This window comes from Pseudomonas sp. B13(2017) (assembly GCF_002113245.1).
Lineage (GTDB): Bacteria > Pseudomonadota > Gammaproteobacteria > Pseudomonadales > Pseudomonadaceae > Aquipseudomonas > Aquipseudomonas putida_Z.
In genome coordinates this window covers 119,177-142,696 of sequence record NZ_NEJX01000014.1, presented here as the reverse complement: position 1 = coordinate 142,696, position 23,520 = coordinate 119,177, and the positions used below count along the sequence as shown (strand labels likewise).

Here is a 23,520-nt window from a genome sequence, read left to right as displayed (position 1 = left end):
CCGCAGTACTCAGGATTTGTGGTGACCCTGTGGGAGCGGGCAAGCCCGCGAAGAGGCCGGCCCTGCTTACACAGATTTCAGGATTTCTACCCATGCACGACAGCGACAGCCTCAAGGACTACCCCCAGGTACGGCAACTGGCGATCCGCTCGTTGTTCGAGATCATCGAGCAGTCCAGCGAGGGCACGGTAATCGTCGACCGCCAGGCGCGCATCGTCTGGATGAACGAGCGCTACGCCCGGCGCTTTGGCCTGGCCGACGCCGCCAGTGCCATCGGCCAGCCATGCGAGGCGGTGATCCCGGGCAGCCTGATGCGCGAGGTAGTGAGCAATGGCCGGCCAATCCTGCTGGACATGCTCGACACCCCGAACGAGCCGCTGGTGGTAATGCGCCTGCCCATCCACGACGACCAGGGCGCGCTGATCGGCGCCATCGGCTTTGCCCTGTTCGATGAGTTGCGCAGCCTGTCGCCACTGCTCAAACGCTACTCCAGCATGCAGCAGGAGCTGGCCTCGACCCGCTCGCAATTGCGCGCCCGCCAGGCCAAGTACAGCTTCGCCCAGTTCGTCGGCAGCAGCGCCGCCAGCCTGGAGGCCAAGCGCCGCGCCCGGCGTGGCGCAAGCAGTGACTCGCCGGTGTTGCTGCTGGGCGAAACCGGCACCGGCAAGGAACTGCTGGCCCATGCCATCCATGCGGCGTCGGCGCGGGCGCACAAGGCGTTTGTCAGCATCAACAGTGCGGCCATCCCCGAGACGCTGCTGGAAGCCGAATTCTTCGGCACCGCCCCCGGCGCCTTTACCGGCGCCGATCGCAAGGGCCGCAGCGGCAAGCTGCAACTGGCCGAAGGCGGCACGCTGTTCCTCGACGAGATCGGCGACATGCCGATGGCCCTGCAGAGCAAGCTGCTGCGGGTGTTGCAGGAGAAGGAGTATGAGCCGGTAGGCTCGAACCAGATGCTGCGCAGTGATGTGCGCATCATTGCCGCCACCTCCATCGACCTGCAGGCCGCCATCGCCCGCGGGGCATTCCGCGCCGACCTGTATTACCGGCTGAATGTGCTGCCGATCGAGGTGCCGCCACTGCGGCAACGGCTGGAGGACCTGCCGGCGCTGTGCGAGGCCATCCTGGGCGAACTGGGCAGCCAGTATGAGCTCGAGGCCGAAGCGCAGCAGCTATTGGCGCGGCATGCATGGCCGGGGAACATTCGCGAGCTGCGCAATGTGCTGGAGCGGGCCACGCTGCTGGCGGATCAGCCGCGGCTGGGGGTGGCGGATCTACGGGCGGCATTGGGGCCGTTGAGCCCAGTGGCGGGTGAACCTATGCGGCAGACTTACCGTGAGGCGTGTGAAGAGTTTGAACGTAAGCTGATTGTTGGGGCATTGGCCGAGCATGCGGGAAATGTGCCGCAGGCCGCGCAGGCATTGGGGGTGGGGCGGTCGACGTTGTACAAGAAGATTCTAGCGCTGGGGATTTCGTCTCCAATTTGAGACTTGTGTTTCTGATTTGAGATCGCTGCGAGGGCTTCGCCCTCGATCGCCGGCAAGCCAGCTCCCACAAGGTATTGCACCGCTTTCAGAGCTTTTGGATAACCCTGTGGGAGCTGGCTTGCCGGCGATGGGCTGCAACGCAGCCCCTACAGTCTCAAAATGTAGACAAGATTTTTAGAAAAACAAAATTAATCATTTAAAATCATCAACTTACCGATCTGGCACGATTCCCGCTATCTCCTGCTCACCGATAAAAACAAGACTCACCCAGGAGACCCACCCCGATGACCGTGCTCATCGCCCTCGCCGCTCTGGCCCTGCTGATGCTGGCTGCCTACCGCGGCTACAGCGTAATCCTCTTCGCCCCCATCGCCGCCCTCGGTGCGGTACTGCTCACCGACCCGTCCGCCGTGGCCCCCGCATTCACCGGGGTGTTCATGGAGAAAATGGTCGGCTTCATCAAACTCTACTTCCCGGTGTTCCTGCTGGGCGCCGTGTTCGGCAAGCTGATCGAGTTGTCCGGCTTCTCGCGCTCGATCGTCGCCGCCGCCATCCGCGTGCTCGGCACCCGCCAGGCGATGCTGGTGATCGTGCTGGTCTGCGCCCTGCTCACCTACGGCGGCGTGTCGCTGTTCGTGGTGGTGTTCGCGGTGTACCCGTTCGCCGCCGAGATGTTCCGCCAGAGCAATATCCCCAAGCGCCTGATCCCGGCAACCATCGCCCTGGGCGCGTTCTCGTTCACCATGGATGCCCTGCCCGGCACCCCGCAGATCCAGAACATCATCCCCAGCACCTTCTTCAACACCACCGCCTGGGCCGCACCCTGGCTGGGCCTGATCGGCACGCTGTTCGTGTTCTGCACCGGCATGGCCTACCTGCAGCGCCAGCGCAACAAGGCCCAGCGCGCCGGTGAAGGCTATGGCAGCGACTTGCGCAACGAACCGGAAACCGCTGCCGACCTGGCGCTGCCCAACCCCTGGCTGGCCCTGTCGCCGTTGCTGCTGGTGGGGGTGATGAACCTGCTGTTCACCCACTGGATCCCGCAGTGGTACGGCCCCAGCCACAGCCTGCAACTGCCCGGCATGAGCGCGCCGGTGCAAAGCGATGTGGCCAAGCTCACGGCCATCTGGGCGGTGCAGGCGGCGTTGCTGGTGGGCATCCTGATGGTGCTGGTGTGTGCCTTCGGCGCCATCCGCACCCGCCTGGCCGAAGGCACCAAAAGCGCCGTGGGCGGCGCCTTGCTGGCGGCCATGAACACCGCCTCGGAATACGGCTTTGGCGCGGTGATCGCCTCGCTGCCGGGCTTCCTGGTATTGGCCGATGCCCTGCGCGGCATCCCCAACCCACTGGTCAACGAAGCCATCACCGTGACCTTGCTGGCCGGCATCACCGGCTCTGCCTCGGGCGGCATGAGCATCGCCCTGGCGGCCATGGGCGACAGCTTCATCGCCGCCGCCAATGCCGCCAACATCCCGCTTGAAGTGCTGCACCGGGTGGCCGCCATGGCCAGCGGTGGCATGGACACCCTGCCGCACAACGGTGCGGTCATCACCCTGCTGGCCGTGACCGGGCTGACCCACCGCGAGGCCTACAAGGACATCTTCGGTATTACCCTGATCAAGACCCTGGCGGTGTTCGTGGTCATCGCCACGTTCTACGCCACCGGCATCGTCTAAGGAGCTTTGCATGACCCTCAAAGGCAAGACCGCACTCGTCACCGGTTCCACCAGCGGCATCGGCCTGGGCATTGCCCAGGTGCTGGCCCGCGCAGGCGCCAACATCGTGCTCAACGGCTTCGGCGACCCTGCCCCGGCGCTGGCCGAGATCGCCCGGCACGGGGTGAAGGCAGTCCATCACCCGGCCGACCTGTCGGACGTGGCCCAGATCGAAGCGCTGTTCGCCCTGGCCGAGCGCGAGTTCGGCAGCGTCGACATCCTGGTCAACAACGCCGGTATCCAGCACGTGGCGCCGGTGGAGCAGTTCCCGCTGGAAAGCTGGGACAAGATCATCGCCCTCAACCTGTCGGCCGTGTTCCATGGTACGCGCCTGGCCCTGCCCGGCATGCGAGCGCGCAACTGGGGACGCATCATCAACATCGCCTCGGTGCACGGCCTGGTCGGCTCCACCGGCAAGGCAGCCTATGTGGCGGCCAAGCACGGCGTGGTCGGCCTGACCAAGGTGGTGGGCCTGGAAACCGCCACCAGCAACGTCACCTGCAATGCCATCTGCCCTGGCTGGGTGTTGACCCCGCTGGTGCAGAAGCAGATCGACGATCGTGCTGCCAACGGTGGCGATCCGCTGCAAGCGCAGCACGATCTGCTGGCAGAAAAACAGCCATCGTTGGCCTTCGTCACCCCCGAACACCTGGGTGAGCTGGTACTATTCCTGTGCAGCGAGGCCGGTAGCCAGGTTCGCGGTGCCGCCTGGAATGTCGATGGTGGCTGGTTGGCCCAGTGACGGGCGGCCTGGGCCTGGCGACGGTCTTGCATTCGTTTATCTGCAAGGAGGCCCTATGCGCCCAACCCCGATGACCGCGATCCTGGCCCTGACCCTGGCTGCCGCCGCACCCGCGATGGCAGCCAGCCTGAAGGACGTCGCGCCCTACCCCGAGGCGGAAAAAGGCTTCACCCGGCAGGTCATCCACCTGCCGGCCCAGGCTGATGAGTCGGCCTATCAACTGGAAATCCTCGCCGGCAAGACCCTGAAGGTGGACTGCAATCGCCAGCGCCTGGGCGGCAGCCTGGAGGAACGTACCCTGGAAGGCTGGGGCTACAGCTACTACCGCCTGGACAAGGTCAGCGGCCCGGTCAGCACGCTGATGGCCTGCCCCGATGGCAAGAAGACCGAGGCCTTCGTGCCAGTGGTCGGTGAAGGCTTCATGCTGCGCTACAACAGCAAGCTGCCGGTGGTGGTGTATGTGCCCAAGGACGTCGAAGTGCGCTACCGCGTCTGGACCGCGTCGCAGGACGTGCAAAAGGCTAAAGTAGAGTAAAACGCAAGCCTTTGGCCTTGATGATGCCTTCATCGCCGGCAAGCCGGTTCCCACAGGTTGGTCACTGCACTCAAGACCTGTGAGGTTCCTGTGGGAGCTGGCTTGCCGGCGATGGGGCCCTTGCAGGCAACAGGAGGTTCGGCATGAACGATGTGCTCTGGCGCCCCTCCACGGCGCAGATCGAGGCCAGCCGGATGGATACCTTCCGCCGCCGGGTCAACCTGCGCTACAACCTGCAACTCGACGACTACCAGGCGCTGCACCGCTGGAGCATCGAGCAGCGCCCTGCCTTCTGGCAAACCCTTGCCGACTATTTCCACGTTCACTGGCATACCCCGCCGAGCCAGGTGCTCAGCGAAGGGCCGCAGATGCCCGATGCCCAGTGGTTCAGCAACGCCACCCTCAACTTCGCCGAACACCTGCTGCGCCGCCGCGACGACCGCCCGGCCCTGGTCGCCGTGCGCGAAGATGGCCAACGCCAGCTGTTCACCCATGCCCAGCTGGCGGCCCAGGTGGCCGGCCTGCAAACAGCCTTCAAGGCCGCCGGCATCGTCCCCGGCGACCGGGTAGCCGCGGTCATGCCCAATACCTGGCAGACACTGGTCGCCATGCTTGCCTGCACCAGCCTCGGTGCGGTGTGGTCCAGCTCCTCGCCCGAGTTTGGCGTACACGGCATCATCGACCGCTTCGGCCAGATCGAGCCCAAGCTGCTGATCGCCTGTGCCGGGTACCAGTACGCCGGCAAGGCCATCGACCAGGTGGACAAGGTCAACCAGGTGTGCGCGCAACTGCCCGGTCTGCAGCGGCTGATCGTGGTGCCCCATACCCGCAGCGGGACGCGCGCCGACGAATTCCAGGCCGCCAATGTCAGCCTGTGGGACGAGTTCTTTCAGCCCGGCGGCGAGCCCCGCTTCACCCCGCTGCCCTTCGACCACCCGCTGTACATCCTGTATTCCAGCGGCACCACCGGTGTGCCCAAGTGCATCGTCCACCGCGCCGGCGGCGTGTTGTTGCAGCACCTGAAGGAACATGGCCTGCACAACGATCTGAAGGCCGATGACGTACTGTTCTACTACACCACTTGCGGCTGGATGATGTGGAACTGGCTGGCCAGCGGCCTGGCGGTGGGCGCCACGCTGGTGCTGTACGACGGCTCGCCGTTCCATCCCGGCCCCGAACGGCTGCTGGACCTGATCGACGCCGAGGGCATCCAGGCCTTCGGTACCAGCGCCAAGTACCTGGCGGCACTGGAGCAGGCGGGCCTCGAACCTGCGGCAAGCCACCGCCTGGAACGCTTGCGCCTGCTGCTGTCCACCGGCTCGCCGCTGTCGCCACACAGCTACGACTACGTGTACCGCAAGATCAAGGCCGACCTGTGCCTGGCGTCGATGTCCGGCGGCACCGATATCGTCTCCTGCTTCGTGCTGGGCAACCCGACCCTGCCAGTGCGCCGTGGCGAGATCCAGGGCAAGGGCCTGGGCATGGCGGTGGAAGTGTGGAACGAGCATGGCCAGCCGGTGCAGGGCGAAAAAGGCGAGCTGGTGTGCACGCGCAACTTCCCGTCCATGCCGCTGGGGTTCTGGAAAGATACGGACGGCAGCCGCTATCACGACGCCTACTTCAGCCAGTTCCCGGGGGTGTGGGCCCAGGGCGACTATGCCGAACAGCGTGCCGACGGCGGGCTGGTGATTCATGGCCGCTCCGATGCCGTGCTCAACCCCGGCGGGGTGCGCATTGGCACGGCGGAGATCTACCGCCAGGTGGAAAAGGTCGAGCAGGTGCTGGAAAGCGTGGCCATCGGCCAGGACTGGCAAGGCGACGTGCGGGTGGTGCTGTTCGTTCGCCTGCGTGACGGCCTGCAGCTGGATGAGACCCTGCGCCAGCACATCCGCCAGGTGATCCGCCAGTACACCACCCCCCGCCATGTACCGGCGGTGATCGCCCAGGTCGATGACATCCCGCGTACCATCAGCGGCAAGCTGGTGGAGTTGGCGATTCGCAATGTGGTGCATGGCTTGCCGGTGAAGAACACCGACGCCCTGGCCAACCCCGAGGCGCTGGAGCAGTTCCGGGATCGTGTCGAATTGCGCGGGCCAGCGTAGTCGCAAGGGGCCACTTTGTGGCCCATCGCCGGCAAGCCAGCTCCCACAGGTACAGCGCAGATTTCGAGATTTTCGCCGTCCATGTGGGAGCCGGCTTGCCGGCGATGGGCTGCATAGCAGCCCCAAGTGCTTATTTGGCAGGCATTGGGCATAATGCCGCCATTTTCTCTCCCGAAGCACAGGTACCCCATGAAAGCCCAAGCCCGTCACATCCTGGTCAAGACCGCTGACGAAGCCGAAAAGCTCAAGCAGCGCATCGCCAATGGCGAGGCTTTCGACGTGCTCGCAAAAAAGTTCTCCACCTGCCCTTCGGGCAAGCGTGGCGGCGACCTGGGTGAAATCCGCCCCGGGCAGATGGTCGGCGCCATCGACCAGGTGATCTTCAAGAAGCCCCTGCGCGTGGTGCACGGGCCGATCAAGAGCAAGTTCGGCTATCACCTGGTGCAGACGTTCTACCGCGACTAAGTGCCGAGTACGCAGTTCTAGCGCCGCGCAGCCAGCAGCCCGAGGCCGGCGCAGCCCAGCAATGAGGCGCTGACCCGGTTGAACAGCCGGCGTGGGCCAGGCTGGCTGAACCAGCGCTGCAGGTACGCCCCCAGGCCGGCGTAGATGGCGATGGCGGCCCATTCCAGCAAAATGAACAGCACACCCAGCCAGAGGAACTGCTCGCTCACCGGGGTGGCGCTGCCGACCGAGACGAACTGCGGCAGGAAGGCGGTGAAGATCAGGATTGCCTTCGGGTTACCAGCGGCCACCCAGAACTCCTGACGTGCCAGGCGCCAGGTGCCGCGTGGGTGATCGCTTGCCACCACCGCCTCGCCCACCGGTGCCCGCCACAGTTGCCAGGCGATATAGAACAGGTACGCCGCCCCCACCACCTTGATGGCCAGGAACAGGTATTCGCTGGTGTGCAGCACCACTGCCAGGCCCATGGCCGCCAGGGCGATCATGCCGCTGAAGGCGACGATACGCCCGCCACCGGCCACGCAGGCCGTGCGCAGGCCGTAACGGCTGGCATTGTGCAGCGACAGCAGGTTGTTCGGCCCCGGCGCCATGTTCAGGGCGAAGCAGGCAGGAATGAAAAGCAGCAGGCTTGAGAGGTCCATTATTGTTTTCCTTTGGCAACAGGCGTCTATTTCGGCGGGTAGCGGGCCTTGCGGTCAAGTTACAGCCAGCGGAAAAAACTGTATGGGTGCGCGGCGCCTGATAAGCTGCCGCGCATACCGAGGACCCTGTGATGCACCGTTCCCATGCCGCGCTGTGGCGCGACCCGGCCCTGCCGCATGTCGAAAGCCGCCGCGCCTGCCATAGCCGCGCCTGCTACAAGGCCCACAGCCACCCGACGTTTTCCATCGGTGTGGTGGACGCCGGCCACAGTCATTTCACCGGTGCCGGCAACGGCCAGCAACGCCTGTCACCCGGCACGCTGGTGCTGGTCCCGGCCCGCCGGGTACATGCCTGCAACCCCGAGCCCGGGCAGGCGTGGAGCTACCAGATGCTGCATGTGGATGCCGACTGGCTGGCACAGCTGCACCTGGAATCAGGGCTGGATGGTGCCGGGCCCGGCGAGCCGGCACGTATCTGCCAGGTGCCGGAGGTGTATCGGCAGTTCTGCGAAATGAACAGTCTGCTGTTCTCCAACGCCAGCAGTGGTGAGAAGGATGCGGCGCTGATTGCCTTTCTGGGTGACCTGGACTTTGCCAGGCACGCGCCGCTGGCACCGGCACCGGCCCTGGGGGCGACCGCGTTGAGTGGGCTGATCGCCCACATCGAAGGCCAGGACCCGGCGCAGTTGAGCCTGGCGGTACTGGCCCGGCAGGCCGGGCTTGGGCGCTACCAGTTGATTCGCGCATTTCGCGCGGCCACCGGGTTTACGCCGCATGCCTACCTGCTCAATGCCCGGGTCAACCGTGGGCGGCAATTGTTGGGTGAAGGGCAGGCCCTGGCGGAGGTGGCCTATCGGCTCGGATTTGCCGACCAAAGCCATTTCCAGCGGGTGTTCAAGGCCCATGTGGGGGTGACACCGGGGCAGTATCGGGATCGGCTTGGCCTTTGAGGTTTTGGGCTCACGTTGTACCTGTGGGAGCGGGCGCGCCCGCGAACACCGGCTACGCCGGTGCCATTCTCCGCGCTGGATTTTTCGCGGGCACGCCCGCTCCCACAGGTACCGCGCCTGCTGGCTGAGCCTGCAATATTGTTCAATACGGCATTTGCGCTGAGGGGCAGAGTCAGGCTTTCCTCCAGAGCAGCCACACCCCAATGCAACAGTTCCTGATCATCGCCCTCGCCCACTTCCTCGCCCTGCTCTCTCCCGGCCCGGACTTCTTCCTGGTCTCACGCACCTCGGTCAGCGCCGGCTGGCGCGTCGCGAGCGGCGCCTGCCTGGGTATCGCCCTGGCCAATGGCGTGTTCATCACCATGGCTTTCACCGGCCTGTCGGTACTGCAGGAAGGCAGCCTGCTGTTCACCATCCTGCAACTGGCCGGCGCCGGCTACCTGCTGTACATCGGCACCCTGTTCCTGCGCCATGCCGGGCAAACCAGCCTGGGCGCAGTCGCTGGCAAGCGGACCGCCCAAGGGTGGTGGCGGGGATTGGGCATGGGGTTCCTGTCCGGCATCCTCAACCCCAAGAATGCGCTGTTCTATGCCAGCCTGGTCAGCATGGTCGCCAGCGCCAGCATTGCCTGGAAAGCAACCTGTGCCCTGTGGATGTTCAGCATCGTGCTGCTGTGGGACCTGCTGGTTGCCGTGGCCATCGGCAACCCGCTGGTGCTGCGGCGCTTCGCCCGCTGCCTGCCGTGGCTGGAGCGGGCCTCCGGGGTCATGCTGGTGCTATTGGCTGCGGCACTGTTGTTTCACCTGGCCTGGGGCTGACCAGTTGCAGGGTCCGCATGTCCATCAAGGTGAAATGGCCACTGGCCCAACCCCCGGTATCCAGGTGCCAGACGTTGCCCAGCAGCTTGGCCTCCAGTACCGGCGTGTGGCCCACCAACAAGGCACGCAGGCCCTGCACGGGCTCGGTATCACCTACCTTCAACCGCCGCCGCGACCATTGGCACACTTCCCGTACTTGCGGGTCGTCCTCCAGTTCCAGCCAGGTCCTCAACACTGTCCAGTCGGCATATGGGCTGTCGGCATGCAGCAGCCCTACCAGGCCCGCTGAACTTTCAACCTCTATCGCAATCGGCAGCTGCTCGAAGCGCTCCACGAAACGCAACTGCCGAGCCCTCGGCAGGTCCAGAAACCAGCCACCCCCGGCGGCGCGGTACATGTCCAGATCGAGCCGCCCGCCGCGCACGCGGGTGATTGCCAGGGCTTCGTGATTACCCTGCACGGCATGGAACCAGGGCTGCGCCAGCCATTCCAGCGCCGCCTCGCTGTCCGGGCCACGGTCGACCAGGTCCCCCACGCTGAACAGGCGGTCCACGGCCGGATCGAAACCCACCCCATCCAGGCATTGCTGCAGGCGCTGGAAGTGACCATGGATATCGCCCACCGCCAGGTCACGCCCCCGCAGGTTGGCAATCAGACGCCGAAACCGTGCCATTACAATCTTCCTCTGCTGGTAGCGCCATGCCAGGGGTAAAATGGAGGCACACGCAATCTGCCCCGGAGGTGCATCATGCGTACCGCCCTCGTGTGTGCCGTGCTCATGGCGCTGTCATTGGACAGCATGGCACAAGGTGCCCCGGCCGCGCAGGTCGAGGTACGCTTCGAGCATCCGGAAAAATTCCGCGATGCCAGCCTCGACAGCCACGGGTACGAGCGTGGCGCCGACACCTATGTGATGAAAACCCTGACCCAGTACCTGCAGAAGCTTGGCCAACGCTACCTGCAACCTGGCCAGCAACTGGTCATCGACATTCGCGACATCGACCTGGCCGGGCGTTTCGAGCCCTGGCACAGCCAGGCCTACGATGTACGTTACATGCGCGAAATCACCTGGCCGACCATCGACCTCAGCTACACCCTCAGCCAACCGGGCAAACCCGACCAGCAGGCGCAGGAACGGGTCAGCGACAAGATGTACCTCAGCCGCCCGGGCCGGGTCACGAGCAGCAGCGACCGCCTGTATGCCGAAAAGGCCATGCTCAACGACTGGTTCCGCCAACGCTTCGCCGTCCACCCGGCATCCTGAAAATCCCTTCACTGGTACAGGCGTTGGTGCCGGTAGTATGCTCGGCCCTTCAACCTGTACCAGGGAAGGGTTTTTCATGAAGTTGTGCGCCGTGCAACTGGCGTCGCTCAAGGGCGATGTGCAAGCCAACCTCGAACGCCACCTGGCCTGCATCGAACAGGCCGCGGCCCTTGGCGCCGAACTGGTGGTATTTCCCGAACTGTCGCTGACCGGCTATGAGCCAACCCTAGCGCGCCAGGCCGCCCTGCCCGTCAGTTCGACGCGGCTGGACCCGCTGCAGGCAGCGTGCGACCGGTTTGGTATCACCGTGGCCGCGGGCCTGCCACTACCGACGCCTGATGGCATTCGTATCGGCATGCCAATCCTCAGCCCCGGTGCACCGCGCCAGGCCTATGCCAAGCGGCGCCTGCATGATGATGAACTGCCCTGGTTCAGCCCAGGCGATCAAGCCTTGTTGCTGCAGGTAGGCGCGCACCGGGTAGCGCCTGCGATCTGCTACGAATCGATGTTCATGGCGCATGCGGTAGCCGCACGGGAACACGGCGCCGACCTGTACCTGGTCAGCGTGGCGAAAACCGCCAAGGGCATCCGCGAGGGTTACCAGCACTACCCCGAGGTGGCTCGTGAGCTGGGCATGACGGTGTTGCTGGCCAACTGCGTGGGGCCGGCCGACACCTTCATCGGCGCCGGTGGCTCGGCGGCCTGGGACAGCCAGGGGCGCTTGCTGGCCAGCCTGGACGACCACAGCGAAGGGCTGATCGTGCTGGACACCGCCAACGCCAGTGCCATGGCGGTGCCCCTGGCCCCGCACCCGACATGATCTATCTGTTTCTGGCGTTGCTGAGCTATGCCTGTACCTACTACCTGACGGGTCTGCTGATTCAGGGGCAACTGGCCGATGTGGCCGAGGGTTTGCGCCACCGGCCCGATGCGCCGACACCTGGCGAGTACCTGCGCGCAGTCAAGCCTCATGCGCGCCGGGCTCATCGACAGTACACGCTGATGGCCGGCTCGGCGTTGGCCGTGCTGGTCTGCCTGGTCGCCAGCTGGTTCTGCTGACGCCTTACAGGTCCAGTGCCAGGCTTTGCCGGCCCTCCAGCGCCAGCAGGTACTGCTTGGCCGCCAGGCCACCGGCAAAGCCGGTGAGGCTGCCCGAAGCACCGATCACCCGATGGCACGGGGCGATGATCGAGATCGGGTTGCGGCCATTGGCGGCGCCTACCGCGCGCACCGCGCTGGGGTTGCCGATCTGCCGGGCGATGTCGCTGTAGCTGCGGGTTTCACCGAACGGTATTGCCAACAGCGCGGCCCATACCTGACGCTGGAATTCGGTACCGGCAAAATCCAGCGCCAGTTCGAAGCGCTGGCGTTTGCCGGCGAAGTACTCGCCGAGCTGGCGGGCGGTTTCCAGCAGTACCGGGCACTGGTCATCACGGTGCAGGGCGCCAAGGCGCACGCGGTTTTCCCGCTCCTCCTCCCAGAGTACGGCAGCCAGGCGCTCGCCACGGGCTACCAGGGTCAAGGTGCCGACGGGCGACTGCATGAAGGTGAATGCGCTGGACATAAGCAGGCTCCTGCCAGGTTGCGATCAACCTACTGTACGCATCCACAGCCCTGCCTGCATCCGCTTTCTTGCTCAGGCAATCACGCAAGCGGAACATCGGCGTCGGCATATTGCCCGGGCCAGAGTGCCATCCACCGCGTCGCCTGCTTCGCGGGTGAACCCGCTCCCACAGGGATCCCATCAGCTGAAGGAATGCGCCATACCTGTGGGAGCGGGCGCGCCCGCGAACACCGGCGCAGCCGGTGCCATACACCGTGTCGCTTGCTTCGCGGGTGATCCCGCTCCCACAGGGTGCCCATCAGCCGAAGGAATGTGCCATACCTGTGGGAGCGGGCGCGCCCGCGAACACCGGCGCAGCCGGTGCCATCCACCGCATCGCCTGCTTCGCGGGCATGCACGCTCCCACAGGGTGCCCATCAGCCGAAGGAATGCACCGTACCTGTGGGAGCGGGCGCGCCCGCGAACACCGGCGCAGCCGGTGCCATCCACCGCGTCGCCTGCTTCGCGGGCATGCCCGCTCCCACAGGGTGCCCACCAGCTGAAGGAATGCGCCGTACCTGTGGGAGCGGGCGCGCCCGCGAACACCGGCGTAGCCGGTGCCATCCACCGCATCGCCTGCTTCGCGGGCATGCCCGCTCCCACAGGGTGCCCATCAGCCGAAGGAATGCGCCGTACCTGTGGGAGCGGGTTTACCCGCGAACACCGGCGCAGCCGGTGCCATACACCGTGTCGCTTGCTTCGCGGGTGAACCCGCTCCCACAGGGTGCCCATCAGCCGAAGGAATGTGCCATACCTGTGGGAGCGGGCGCGCCCGCGAACACCGGCGTAGCCGGTGCCATCAGCCGGTGCTGCCAGCATTCAGAGAAATGCCTGCCGGATCCGTTTCTTGTCGATCTTGCCAACGCTGGTCTTGGGGATCTCGTCCACGCAACGCAACTGCCGTGGTATCGCCCATTTGTTCAGGTGCCCGCTGTCGACAAACGGCTGCAGATGCCCGACCAATCCCGCCTGGTCGAACTGCATGCCGTCACAACAGACTACCAAGGCCAACGGTTGCTCACCCCACTGCGGATCCGGGATGCCGATCACCGCCACCGACGCGACAGCCGGGTGCTGGCTGATCAGGTTTTCCAGCGCCACCGAGCTGACCCACTCGCCTCCGGTCTTGATCACATCCTTGATCCGGTCACGAATACGCACCACACCCGCCGGGTCGATGCAGGCCAGGTCGCCGGTATGCATCCAGCCCCCCAACCACAACGCGGCACCCTGCTCCGGTTCATGCAGGTAGCCCTGGGTCAGCCACGGTGCACGCACCACGATTTCACCCAGGCTTTCGCCGTCACGGGGCACATCAATGCCTTCAGCGTCGACGATGCGCAGGTCCACCAGGGCAATCGGCACGCCGGCATCGATACGCAGCGGCAGCTGTTGCGCCATGGGCAGTGCCAGCAGCTCGGCGCTCAGGTGGGTGATGCTGAGCAGCGGGCAGCTTTCCGACATGCCGTAACCACAATGCACGCTGATGCCGCGCTCGCTGGCACGCTGCGCCAGGCCCAGGGTCAGGGCGCTGCCGCCCAGCAGCATCTTCCAACCGGTCAGGTCGGCGCGGCGCCCTTCTTCGCTGTCGAGCATCATCTGCAGCACCGTGGGCACGCAATGGGAGAACGTCACGCCCTCGTCACGGTACAGGCGCACCAGGCGGTTGGGCTCGTAGCGCCCGGGGTAGACCTGCTTGATACCCAGCGCCGTGGCCACATAGGGCACGCCCCAGGCATGCACGTGGAACATCGGCGTGATGGGCATGTACACGTCGCCGCTGCGCAGTAGCGGCACCTCGCCGCAGGCAGCCAGGGTGCCCTGCTCGACCAGGGTATGCAGCACCAGTTGCCGGTGGCTGAAGTACACGCCCTTGGGGTTGCCGGTGGTACCGCTGGTGTAGAACAGCGTGGCCAGTGAGTGCTCGTCGAAATCGGCGAAGTCGAATTGCGGCTCGGCAGCCGCCAGCAGTTGTTCGTACTCACCCAGCAGCGGCACATCTTGCGTTGCGGGGTCGCCTTCGCCGAGGCGAATGAAACCCTCGACCGTCGGCAAGTCATCGCGCAATTGCGCCATCAACGGCAGGAAATCGTCATGCACCAGGACCAGGCGGTCCTCGGCATGGTTCATGGTGTAGCGCACCTGCTCGGTGGACAGCCGTACGTTCACCGTGTGCAGCACCGCACCCAGCATCGGCACGGCAAAGAAGCACTCCAGCGCCCGGTGGCTGTCCCAGTCGAGCAAGGCCACGGTGTCGCCAGGCTTGACCCCCGCAGCGGTCAGCACATTGGCCAGCCGCTGGATGCGTTCGAGCAGCGTAGTGTAGGTGTAGCGCAGCTTGTCGGCGTAGACGATTTCCTGGTTGGGCTGGTAGCGCACGCCCGACAGCAGCAGGCGCTTGATCAGCAGCGGATAGGCGTAGGCCTGCTCGGCCGCAGGCATGATGCGAGTGGTGATCATGTCGGCGGCCTTCACAGTTGCCCGGCCTCGAGCAGGTACAGGCTGTCGCTACCGGCCCTGACGCTGGCGCTCAGCGAATGAATGCGTGGCAGCAGGCGGGCAAAGTAGAACCGCGCGGTGCCCAGCTTGCTCAGGTGGAACGGCTCGGGGGCCGCATGACACTGGCATACCACGGCCATGCGTGCCCACAGGTAGGCGTAGAAGGTGTAGCCAAACACCTGCAGGTACTCCACCGCCGCCGCGCCAAGCTCGCGCGGGTTGCCCTGGGCGCGGTCGAGCACCCAGGCGGTCAGCTCGTCGAGGTTGCGCACGGCAGCCAGCAGCGGCGCACCAAATTCGGCGCACGCCGTGGGCAGCGTCTCGGCAAAGGCGGTAATTTCGTCGGACACGCTGCGATAGGCCTGGCCGCCATCGGCAAACAGTTTGCGCCCCACCAGGTCGAGGGCCTGGATGCCGTTGGTGCCTTCGTAGATCTGGGTGATGCGGCAGTCGCGGATCAACTGCTCCTGCCCCCACTCGCGAATATAGCCATGGCCGCCCAGCACCTGCTGGCCGTGCACGGTGGTTTCCAGCCCCATGTCGGTGAGGAAGGCCTTGGCCACCGGTGTGAGCAACGCCACCTTGGCCTCGGCCTGGGCGCGTGCCACCGGGGCCTCGCTGTATTTGGCCAGGTCCAGCTGCAGTGCCACATAGGTGGAGAAGGCCCGCCCGCCTTCGTTCAGCGCTTTCATGGTCAGCAGCATGCGCCGCACGTCCGGGTGGACGATGATCGGGTCAGCACCTTGCCCCGGCGCTTCGGCGCCGGTCGGCGCACGGCCCTGCTGGCGATCACGGGCATAGGCGATGGCGCCCTGGTAGGAGCGTTCGCCCAGGGCCAGGCCCTGGATACCTACGCCAAGGCGCTCGTAGTTCATCATGGTGAACATCGCGTTGAGGCCCTTGTTCGGTTCGCCGACCAGGTAGCCGATTGCACCGTCGAAGTTCATCACGCAGGTGGCCGAGGCCTTGATGCCCATCTTGTGCTCGATCGACCCGCAACTCACCGCATTGGCCTCGCCCAGCACGCCGTCGGCGTCAACCAGCACCTTGGGCACCAGGAACAGCGAGATGCCCTTGGGCCCGGCGGGCGCATCCGGCAGCCGCGCCAGCACCAGGTGGATGATGTTCTCGGTCAGGTCCTGCTCACCGCCAGTGATGAAAATCTTGGTCCCGCTGATGCGGTAGCGGCCATCGGCAACCGGCTCGGCGCGGGTGCGAATCAGGCCCAGGTCGGTGCCAGCGTGCGGCTCGGTCAGGCACATCGAACCGGTCCAGCGCCCTTGGTACATGGGCGGCAGGTAGAGCGCCTTCAACGGCTCGCTGGCATGGTTGAGCAGCGCCAGGCAGGCTCCGGCCGTGAGCATCGGGTACAGGCCGAACGACAGGTTGGCGGCATTGAGCATTTCTTCGAGCTGGGCACCGATCACTTTCGGCATGCCCATGCCCCCATATTCCGGGGCACCAGCCACACCCACCCAGCCATCTGCGGCAAATGCCCGGTAGGCATCGGCGAAGCCATCGGGGGTGTGTACCTGGCCGGCCTCCCAGCGGCAGCCCTGCTCGTCGCCACTGCGGTTTAGCGGCGCCACCACCTCGGCAATCAGCCGGCCGGCCTGTTCGAGCACGGCCCGGGCAGTATCGCCATCGACCTGTTCGGCCAGCGCGGGCGTTTGCGCCCACCAGGCCGGGATGTCGAACACTTCGTTGAACAGAAAATCCATGTCGCGCAGTGGCGGAAGGTAATCAGACATGAGGCGAACACTCGGTTTCTTGGGTTTGCGGAAGCGACGTGGCCTGGGCCTCGGCAGGTGCCGGGGCGGCCTGGCCACGCAGGAGGAAATGCGACAACGCAGGGATCAACACCAGCGCACCGAGCATGTTCCACAGGAACATGAAGGTCAGCAGCAGGCCCATGTCGGCCTGGAACTTGATCCGCGACCAGGCCCAGCCGACCACGCCGGCTGCCAGGGTGATGCCGACCAGCCCGACCACACGGCCGGTGAAGGCCACAGCTTTCTGGTAGGCCTGGGCCAGGCTCAACCCGGCGCGCTGGTAGTGCAGTTGCACGCTGAGCAGGTACAGCGCGTAGTCCACGCCGATGCCTACGCCCAGGGCGATCACCGGCAAGGTGGCGACCTTGACGCCAATGCCCATGGCTACCATCAGCGCCTCGCACAGCACCGAGGTGAGCATCAGCGGCAGGATCGCCACCAGCGTGGCGCGCCAGCTACGGAAGGTGAACAGGCAGAACAGCGTGACCGCCAGGTACACCAGCAACAGCATGCGGTGGTTGGCCTCGCGGACCACTACGTTGGTGGCGGCCTCGATGCCGGCGCTGCCGGCGGCCAGCAGGAACTGCTGTTCGGCGCTGCTGTTGGCCTGGGCAAAACGCTCGGCCACGGCGGCCACCTGGGCCAGGGTGTCGGCGCGATGGTCCTTGAGGTAGGCGATTACCGGCATCAGCGAGCAGTCGTTGTTGAACAGCTCGGGGGCATTGACCGAGGCCTGCTGGGCGGCGTAGTTGAGCACGTCCTGGTTGCGCTGCAGGCTGTTCAGGCGCGGGTTGCCTTCGTAGGTGCCGGCGGTGATCTGGCGCACTGCGTTGGCCAGCGACACGGTGGTCTGCACACCCGGCAATTGCTGCAGTTCCCAGGCCAGGCGGTCGGCAAGGACCAGTGTCTGGTATTGCAGGCAGCCTTCCGGAGCGGTCTTGACCATGACCGCGAAGGTATCGCTGGACAGCGCGTAGTGCTGGGTGATGTAGGCGTTGTCGAGGTTGTAGCGGGAGTCGGCGCGCAGCTCGGGGGCACCGCTGTCGAGGTCGCCGATTTTCAGTTGCAGGCTGCCCCAGATGCCGATGGCGCCCAGGGCCAGGGCCACCAGCAGTGCGGCGCTGGCCCATTTGCGTTCGGTGAAGCGGTCGAGCAGGCTCCATGGGTTGATCGGGGCTGCGTTGCAGCCCTTCGCGGGCATGCCCGCTCCCACAGGGACCGCGTCAGCTTCAAGTCTATCGCGATACCTGTGGGAGCGGGCATGCCCGCGAAGCGCCGCAGAGCGGCCCCAACGAGCATCAATTTCCAGGGCCCGCTCGGCAGCCTTGCGGCCAACACCAACATAAGACAGCGCCACCGGCATCAGCAGCAGCGAGGTGAAGATAAGCACCGCCACGCCGATGCTGGCGGTGATGGCCAGGTCCTGGATTACCGGGATGTCGATCAGCATCAGCACGGCAAAGCCCACCGCATCGGCCAGCAACGCAGTCACCCCGGCCACGAACAGGCGGCGGAAGGTATAGCGCGCTGCTACCTGACGGTGGGTGCCACGGCCGATGTCCTGGAGGATGCCATTCATCTTCTGCGCCGCGTGGGATACGCCGATGGCAAAGATCAGGAATGGCACCAGGATCGAATACGGGTCGATGGCGTAGCCCAGCCAGGCGACGATGCCCAGCTGCCACACCACCGCGGTCAGCGAACACAGCACCACCAGCAGGGTGCTGCGCACGCAACGGGTGTAGCAGTAGATGATCAGCAGGCTGGTCAGCACCGCCAGGGCGAAGAACGCCATCACCTGGATCAGCCCGTCGATCAGGTCGCCCATCAGCTTGGCGAAGCCGATCACATGGATGCGGTACTGGCCGCTGGCCTGATACTGGCTGCGCAGTTGTTCGAGCTTCTGCGAGAAGGCGTGGTAGTCGAGGCCTTTGCCGGTGGCCGAATCCTGGTCGAGCAGCGGCACGACCAGCATGCTCGATTTGAAGTCGCGCGCCACCAGGCTGCCGACGATGTTGGCGCGCTCGATGTTCTGCCGCAGCTGCTCGATGTCACCCGCAGCGCCCTGGTAGCCGTCGGGCATCACCGGGCCACCCTGGAAGCCCTCCTCGGTCACCTCGGTCCAGCGCACCGCCGGGCTCCACAGCGACTTCACCCAGGCCCGGTCCACGCCCTGGCTGAGGAACAGCTCGTCGTTGATGTGGCGCAAGGTCTGCAGGTAGCCCGGGTCGAAGATGTCGCCCTGGGTGTTCTCCACTACCACCCGCACCGCGTTGCCCAAGCCACGCAGTGATGGGCGGTTTTCCAGGTAGTTCTGGATGTAGGGGTGGCTCTGCGGCAGCATCTTGTCGAAACTGGGGCGCAGCTCCAGGCGGGTCAGCGCCATGTAGCCCAGCACCAGGGTTGCCAGCAGCATGCATAGCAGGAACGGCAGGCGATGGTTGAACACCAGGCGCTCCAGGCAATTGCCCGAGCGTGGGTCGAAATCGTCGAGGTTGCGGATTACCGGCAGGGTGTCTTGGCGGGTAGCGGCCATCAGGGTCTTCTCTTGTTATGGGTGCAGCGTGGGGTTACCGGCCTGGTTGCGCACGCCCCGCTCACCCACCAGTACCAGGCCGTTGCCGGTATCGGTGGCGAGCGCGGTCACCGGGCCACGGGCGCTTTGCGGCACCGGGCTGAAGCTTGCGCCATCATCCCGGCTGAGCAGCAGGTCGCCAGCCTGGCTGGCCAGCCACAGCTGGCCATCACGGTCGACGCCGGCGGCGGTGAGGCTGGTGTTCACACCCGTGCTGACCGGTTGCCATTGCCGGCCGCCATCGGTGCTGCGGTAGGCATGCCCACGCAGGCCGTAGACCAGCAGTACGCCAGGCTTGCCGACAGCACCGAACAGTGTGCCGGCGTAGGGTGTCTCGACACGGCTGAAGCGCTCACCGTCCTGCTTCAGCAGCAGGCCTTGCTCGCCGGTGATGTACAGCTCGCCCCCCACCGCGGCCAGGCTGGTCAGGTGCAGGCCTTGCGGGTTATCGCTGTGGTCGAGCCAGGGCTGCCAGTGCTCGCCGCCATCAACGGTGCGCAACAGCAGGTTGAACACGCCGACCGCATAGCCATTGCGGGCATCGCTGAACCAAACGTCGAGCAAGGCATTGTCGCTACCTGTGCCCGGAAGTTGTTCGGCCAGCGCCCGGCCATCCAGCTGCTTCTGCCAGTGCGCGCCTCCATCACGGCTGTGCAGCACCACGCCATCGTGGCCAACCGCCCAGCCCAGCTCGGGCGTGGCGAAGCTCACGGCATTAAGGTCGGCACTGACCGGCACCTGGGCCTGCTGCCAGTGCGCGCCATGGTCGTCGGAGTACAGGATGTGCCCTCGCGGGCCCACCGCGACCAGGCGCTGGCCGGCCAGGGTTACATCGCGCAAGGCGCTGCTGGCGACCAGGGCGCTGGGCATGGCGGGCAGGTCCAGCACATCGGTGAAGGGCGCAGCCTGGGCCGCGCCCTGCAGCGCGGCCAAAGCCAGAACTACCACGCTGCATCGTTTGAAGACAGACATTGCCACCTCTGCTCCGTGCGTTCAGCGAATGCCGTTGCCGGCCAGCGACTCGGGCGACCACTGGGTTTTCGACAGCGGGTCGATGTAGCGGATGCCGCCGTAGGCACCGACCACGCCATTGAGGTTGTAGGTGCCGCCGATCAGGTCGTAGATCATGAACGGCGTGGCGTCCGGGGTCTGCTTGTCGTAGCTCTGGGTGAGGAAGGCGAACGAGCCGCGGTACAGCTGGCCACGGGCGTCGTACTGGTCCGAGGCCAGGGCGATCCAGCTGTCTTCGTCGAGGTAGAAGCGGCGCTTGTGGTAGATATGGCGCGCACCGTCCTTGAGCTTGCCTTCCACCACCCACACCCGGTGCTTCTCCCAACGCACGAACTGCGGCGCCAGGTGGTTGGGGGTAATCACCTGCTTGACGTCGGTGTTGTAGGTCAGCTGGTAGGTGTTGTACGGCACGTACATTTCCTGCTTGCCGACCAGGGTCCAGTCGTAGCGGTCCAGCGCACCGTTGAAGACGAACACGTCATCGTAGGTACCCGAACCCGAGGTGCCCGGGTTGGGCGTGTCGTAGGCCAGGTTCGGCGCCAGCTTGACCCGGCGCTGGCCCGGCAGGTACTGCCAGGCGCTGCGTGGCTGCACCAGCGGGTTGGCGGCATCGCGCAGCATCATCGCTTCGCCGGCACGGCGTGCGGGCCCGGTGTATACCAGCTTCATCTGGTAGTAGGTGTCCTTGGCACCGATCGGCTTGGCCATGTCTTCGTAGATCGGGTAGCTGATATTGGCCTGGCCGGTGGTCGACAGCGATGGCTTGCCAGCAGCGTCGACGTTCCAAGAGTCGTACTTGGCAGTCATGCTCACGCCCTGATAGCGCAGCAGGAAGTTCCACATGGCCTCGGCGCCGTTCTGCGGAATGGGGAACGGGATGCCCGGCAGCACGTTGTCCACCGCAGTGCCGCCCTCCTTGCTGTTGGCGGCAGTGGCGTTCTTGCGGGTGTTGTCGAGTACCGCTTGCGGCAGCGCCACGCTACGGTGGGTCGGGTACACATCGACGCGGTAGCTGGGGTAGCGCTTGAGCAGTTCCAGGGTGGTGGCGGTCAGCTGGCCCTTGTACTGCTCGGCGTTCTTGCCATCGATCACCAGCAGCGGCTTGTCGCTGGCGAACGGGTCGGGGCGCATGCTGGCGCCGCTCTGGTAGCTGGCTGGCGGCGTCAGCAGGCCGCCCTGGTAGGCCGGGATCGAGCCATCGGCGTTGCCGGCCTTTTCCGCGCCGATGACGGTCAGGCTGGTGCCCAGGCGCGCGGCCTGGTCAGTGGAAACGGCGGCCTGGGCAGCGTTCAGGGCGGCCAGTGACAGGCACGAGGCCAGCAGGGTACGTACGAAATTCATGATGGTTGTCTTCCTGTGTAGGCTGTAGGAAACATGACTCAGAAGGTCGTCTTGACGGTCAGGTACAGGGCGCCACGGTCCTCGGTGGTGGCACCACCGCCGGAGAAGGAGGCGTAGCCGCCGCCGTAGCAGGTGTAATCCTGTTCGCCGTCCAGGGCGTTGGGGGTGCTGCCGTCGGTCTGGCCGTCCTTGCAGGCCTTGGTCTCACCGAAGCTGTCGACGTACTTGAGGTCGACGAAGTACTGGTTGTAGATCGCGGCGCTCACGCCCACCGCATAGTTGCCGGTGTTCTCGGCGCCACCGCCCTGCACCGGCGACACGCCGTCGAGGCCGACGTTGACCGACAGCGGCATGCTCAGGTCCATGCCAGGCAGCACCTGGTACCAGGTAGGGGTGAAGTTGACGGCGATGCCCCAGTTGTCGCGGGTGGCCTTGTCGATGCCGCGGTAGCTGCTCTTGCCCTTGTACAAGGCCTCGTTGTGGCTATCGAGCTTGAGCAGGTTGCTGTAGAACAGCTCGCCAAGCAGGGTTGCCGAATCGAACAGCGGCGTGTCGCCAATGGTCATCAGGCCGTTCAAGGTCCAGTGCAGGGTGTCGCCGGTGGCGCTCAGGCCGTCGCCATCCTTGGGCACGTCGTAGATCACCCCGCTGCTGGGCAGGCGTGCCGGCAGCAGGCCGAAGCCGCCGCCCAGGCCGCCCTGGCCGGGGGCGCTGACGATTGCCGGGATGCTCGCCAGCGGCATGTTGTGGCGGATGTTCAGGTCGCTGCCGACACTGATGCCGCCCACATCCTTGGACAGGCTCAGGCCATAGATGTCGATGTCGTCGGAGTAGGCGAACTGGTAAGTAGTGCTTTGCAGCGAGTTGTACAGGTTGCCGACTGCGCCTTGGCGGCTGCCCGGCGGGTTGCCGAACGGGCCATTGGCGACGGTCATGCCGCGCGCGTCGAGCCAGGCCTGCGGGAGAATCTCGGAGGTCTTGCGGTAGTAGAAGCCGAGGGTGCCGCCCAGCCACTCGGGCGACCACTTGGCCATGATGCCCCAGTCGCCGCTCTTGCCCGGGTTCAGGTCATGGCCACGGCGGATGGTGGTCAGCGCGCCGCGTACCGGGATGAGCCCCGGGGTACCGGTGTGGCCGAGCAGGAAGCTTTGGGCGCCCTCGCCTACCACGTCCGAGCCGCCATAGTAGGTACCGGCTTCGGGCAGGCGGGCGGCGTCCCAGTCGAAGAAGTACTGGGCGCCCAGGGTCAGTTCGGAATTGACCAGGAACGAGGTCGACAGCTGGTTGCGCGGCACGAACAGCTCCTTGGCCTCGGTGCCCGGCGAGGCGGCCAGCTTGGCCAGGTCCAGGCCCGACTGGCCGTAGCTCAGCGAGTGCACCGGGTTGAGCAGGGTTTCACCCCAGAACAGGTTGTGCTGGCCCAGCTTGGCGCTGACCTGCGAAGCCTTGCCGACTTCACGGCTGAAGAACACGAAGGCATCCAGCACTTCACCGGACGGGCCGCTGTAGTAACGCTGGGCGTAGTTGCTCAGGTGCGGGCTGCCCAGCGGCACACCGGTGCCGGGCAGGCCATTGAGGCTGGGGTTGATGCCGGACTGGTCACCGTTGCCGTTGACGAACGGGTTGCTGTTGGAACCGGTGTTGTCATAGGCCTTGTCGTACCAGCTGGCGGTGCTGACGCGGAACCCGGTGTTGCCCTGGTAGACCACATCCAGTTCGGTCAGCAGGTCGACCCGGTTGGTGATGTTGGTGCCGGCCTTGCGGAAGTTGTAGTCACCGTCGTTGCTGTTGGGCGTGCCCAGCATGCGCTTGTCGGCGCTTTCGGTGCGCACGCCATAGTTGTACTTGACGGTGTTGTCGAAGCGCACGGCCCAGTTTTCATTACCGGTATCGACTTCGAACGCCTGGGCGGCGGGCAGCGTGAGCAGGCCGATGGCGCAGGCGAGCAGGCAGCGCTGTGGTTTCACAGCACGGTGAATGCGGTGTTCTGGCATTACGAT

The 23,520-nt window shown here is 65.5% G+C and carries 20 protein-coding genes; 11 read left to right on the top strand and 9 right to left on the bottom strand.

The genetic code is table 11. The annotated features are described in order from the left end of the window. Positions 1-92 precede the first annotated feature (92 nt). The 6 genes from CAG44_RS18620 (at position 93) to CAG44_RS18595 (ending at position 7,046) form a co-directional block, all read left to right on the top strand. A complete protein-coding gene (locus CAG44_RS18620) occupies positions 93-1,487 on the top strand; it encodes a sigma-54-dependent Fis family transcriptional regulator (protein ID WP_085692731.1) in 1,395 nt (464 codons plus the stop codon). A 284-nt stretch (positions 1,488-1,771) separates the two neighbouring features. Next, positions 1,772-3,163 carry a GntP family permease gene (locus CAG44_RS18615; RefSeq protein WP_075045288.1) on the top strand — a complete coding sequence of 464 codons (1,392 nt, stop codon included), beginning with the start codon at positions 1,772-1,774 and terminating at the stop codon, positions 3,161-3,163. Between the two features lie 10 nt (positions 3,164-3,173). Continuing rightward, on the top strand, positions 3,174-3,944 hold the full coding sequence (hbdH, locus tag CAG44_RS18610) for a 3-hydroxybutyrate dehydrogenase (protein ID WP_085692730.1): 771 nt from the start codon (positions 3,174-3,176) through the stop codon (positions 3,942-3,944). Positions 3,945-3,999: 55 nt separating this feature from the next. Continuing rightward, positions 4,000-4,479, top strand: a complete 480-nt coding sequence (eco, locus tag CAG44_RS18605) for a serine protease inhibitor ecotin (protein ID WP_063914771.1) — start codon at positions 4,000-4,002, stop codon at positions 4,477-4,479. A gap of 143 nt (positions 4,480-4,622) precedes the next feature. After that, a complete protein-coding gene (locus tag CAG44_RS18600; protein ID WP_085692729.1) occupies positions 4,623-6,581 on the top strand; it encodes an acetoacetate--CoA ligase in 1,959 nt (652 codons plus the stop codon). A 189-nt stretch (positions 6,582-6,770) separates the two neighbouring features. Beyond that, on the top strand, positions 6,771-7,046 hold the full coding sequence (locus CAG44_RS18595) for a peptidylprolyl isomerase (protein WP_013972552.1): 276 nt from the start codon (positions 6,771-6,773) through the stop codon (positions 7,044-7,046). Between the two features lie 17 nt (positions 7,047-7,063). Here the strand turns inward: CAG44_RS18595 and CAG44_RS18590 are convergent, their stop codons facing one another. Then, entirely contained in the window at positions 7,064-7,687 is a 624-nt protein-coding gene (locus CAG44_RS18590) for a LysE family translocator (protein WP_085692728.1), read from the bottom strand. A gap of 131 nt (positions 7,688-7,818) precedes the next feature. On the opposite strand from CAG44_RS18590, the gene CAG44_RS18585 reads away from it, so the two are divergent. After that, positions 7,819-8,637, top strand: coding sequence for an AraC family transcriptional regulator (locus CAG44_RS18585; RefSeq protein ID WP_085692727.1), 819 nt, complete (start codon positions 7,819-7,821; stop codon positions 8,635-8,637). Between the two features lie 203 nt (positions 8,638-8,840). After that, a complete protein-coding gene (locus CAG44_RS18575) occupies positions 8,841-9,455 on the top strand; it encodes a LysE family translocator (protein WP_085692725.1) in 615 nt (204 codons plus the stop codon). Here CAG44_RS18575 and CAG44_RS18570 read toward each other — a convergent pair. Beyond that, positions 9,403-10,128 (bottom strand): metallophosphoesterase, encoded by a 726-nt coding sequence (locus CAG44_RS18570; RefSeq protein ID WP_085692724.1) that lies wholly within the window; start codon positions 10,126-10,128, stop codon positions 9,403-9,405. The two genes, CAG44_RS18575 and CAG44_RS18570, sit on opposite strands and share 53 nt — an antisense overlap. A 75-nt stretch (positions 10,129-10,203) precedes the next feature. Between CAG44_RS18570 and CAG44_RS18565 the strand changes: the two genes are divergently transcribed. From CAG44_RS18565 to CAG44_RS18555, 3 genes are all read left to right on the top strand, one after another. After that, positions 10,204-10,719, top strand: a complete 516-nt coding sequence (locus tag CAG44_RS18565; RefSeq protein WP_085591104.1) for a DUF3016 domain-containing protein — start codon at positions 10,204-10,206, stop codon at positions 10,717-10,719. Positions 10,720-10,795: 76 nt separating this feature from the next. Continuing rightward, on the top strand, positions 10,796-11,539 hold the full coding sequence (locus tag CAG44_RS18560; protein WP_085692723.1) for a carbon-nitrogen hydrolase family protein: 744 nt from the start codon (positions 10,796-10,798) through the stop codon (positions 11,537-11,539). Next, a complete protein-coding gene (locus tag CAG44_RS18555; protein WP_085692722.1) occupies positions 11,536-11,778 on the top strand; it encodes a hypothetical protein in 243 nt (80 codons plus the stop codon). Before CAG44_RS18560 ends, CAG44_RS18555 begins: the two co-directional genes overlap by 4 nt. Before the next feature lie 4 nt (positions 11,779-11,782). On the opposite strand, the gene CAG44_RS18550 is transcribed toward CAG44_RS18555, so the two are convergent. From CAG44_RS18550 to CAG44_RS18515, 7 genes are all read right to left on the bottom strand, one after another. Continuing rightward, positions 11,783-12,283 carry a methylated-DNA--[protein]-cysteine S-methyltransferase gene (locus CAG44_RS18550; RefSeq protein ID WP_085591111.1) on the bottom strand — a complete coding sequence of 167 codons (501 nt, stop codon included), beginning with the start codon at positions 12,281-12,283 and terminating at the stop codon, positions 11,783-11,785. An 858-nt stretch (positions 12,284-13,141) separates the two neighbouring features. Then, entirely contained in the window at positions 13,142-14,782 is a 1,641-nt protein-coding gene (locus CAG44_RS18540) for a fatty acid--CoA ligase (RefSeq protein WP_085692750.1), read from the bottom strand. A gap of 11 nt (positions 14,783-14,793) precedes the next feature. Then, a complete protein-coding gene (locus tag CAG44_RS18535) occupies positions 14,794-16,572 on the bottom strand; it encodes an acyl-CoA dehydrogenase C-terminal domain-containing protein (RefSeq protein ID WP_085692720.1) in 1,779 nt (592 codons plus the stop codon). Beyond that, entirely contained in the window at positions 16,565-19,129 is a 2,565-nt protein-coding gene (locus CAG44_RS18530) for an RND family transporter (protein ID WP_085692719.1), read from the bottom strand. The genes CAG44_RS18535 and CAG44_RS18530 overlap by 8 nt, the downstream gene beginning before the upstream one ends. Positions 19,130-19,144: 15 nt before the next feature. Continuing rightward, entirely contained in the window at positions 19,145-20,140 is a 996-nt protein-coding gene (locus tag CAG44_RS18525) for a YCF48-related protein (RefSeq protein ID WP_085692718.1), read from the bottom strand. A gap of 21 nt (positions 20,141-20,161) precedes the next feature. Then, positions 20,162-21,520, bottom strand: coding sequence for a DUF1329 domain-containing protein (locus CAG44_RS18520; RefSeq protein WP_003258795.1), 1,359 nt, complete (start codon positions 21,518-21,520; stop codon positions 20,162-20,164). Between the two features lie 38 nt (positions 21,521-21,558). Next, positions 21,559-23,514 carry a DUF1302 domain-containing protein gene (locus CAG44_RS18515; protein WP_085692717.1) on the bottom strand — a complete coding sequence of 652 codons (1,956 nt, stop codon included), beginning with the start codon at positions 23,512-23,514 and terminating at the stop codon, positions 21,559-21,561. Positions 23,515-23,520 lie beyond the last annotated feature (6 nt).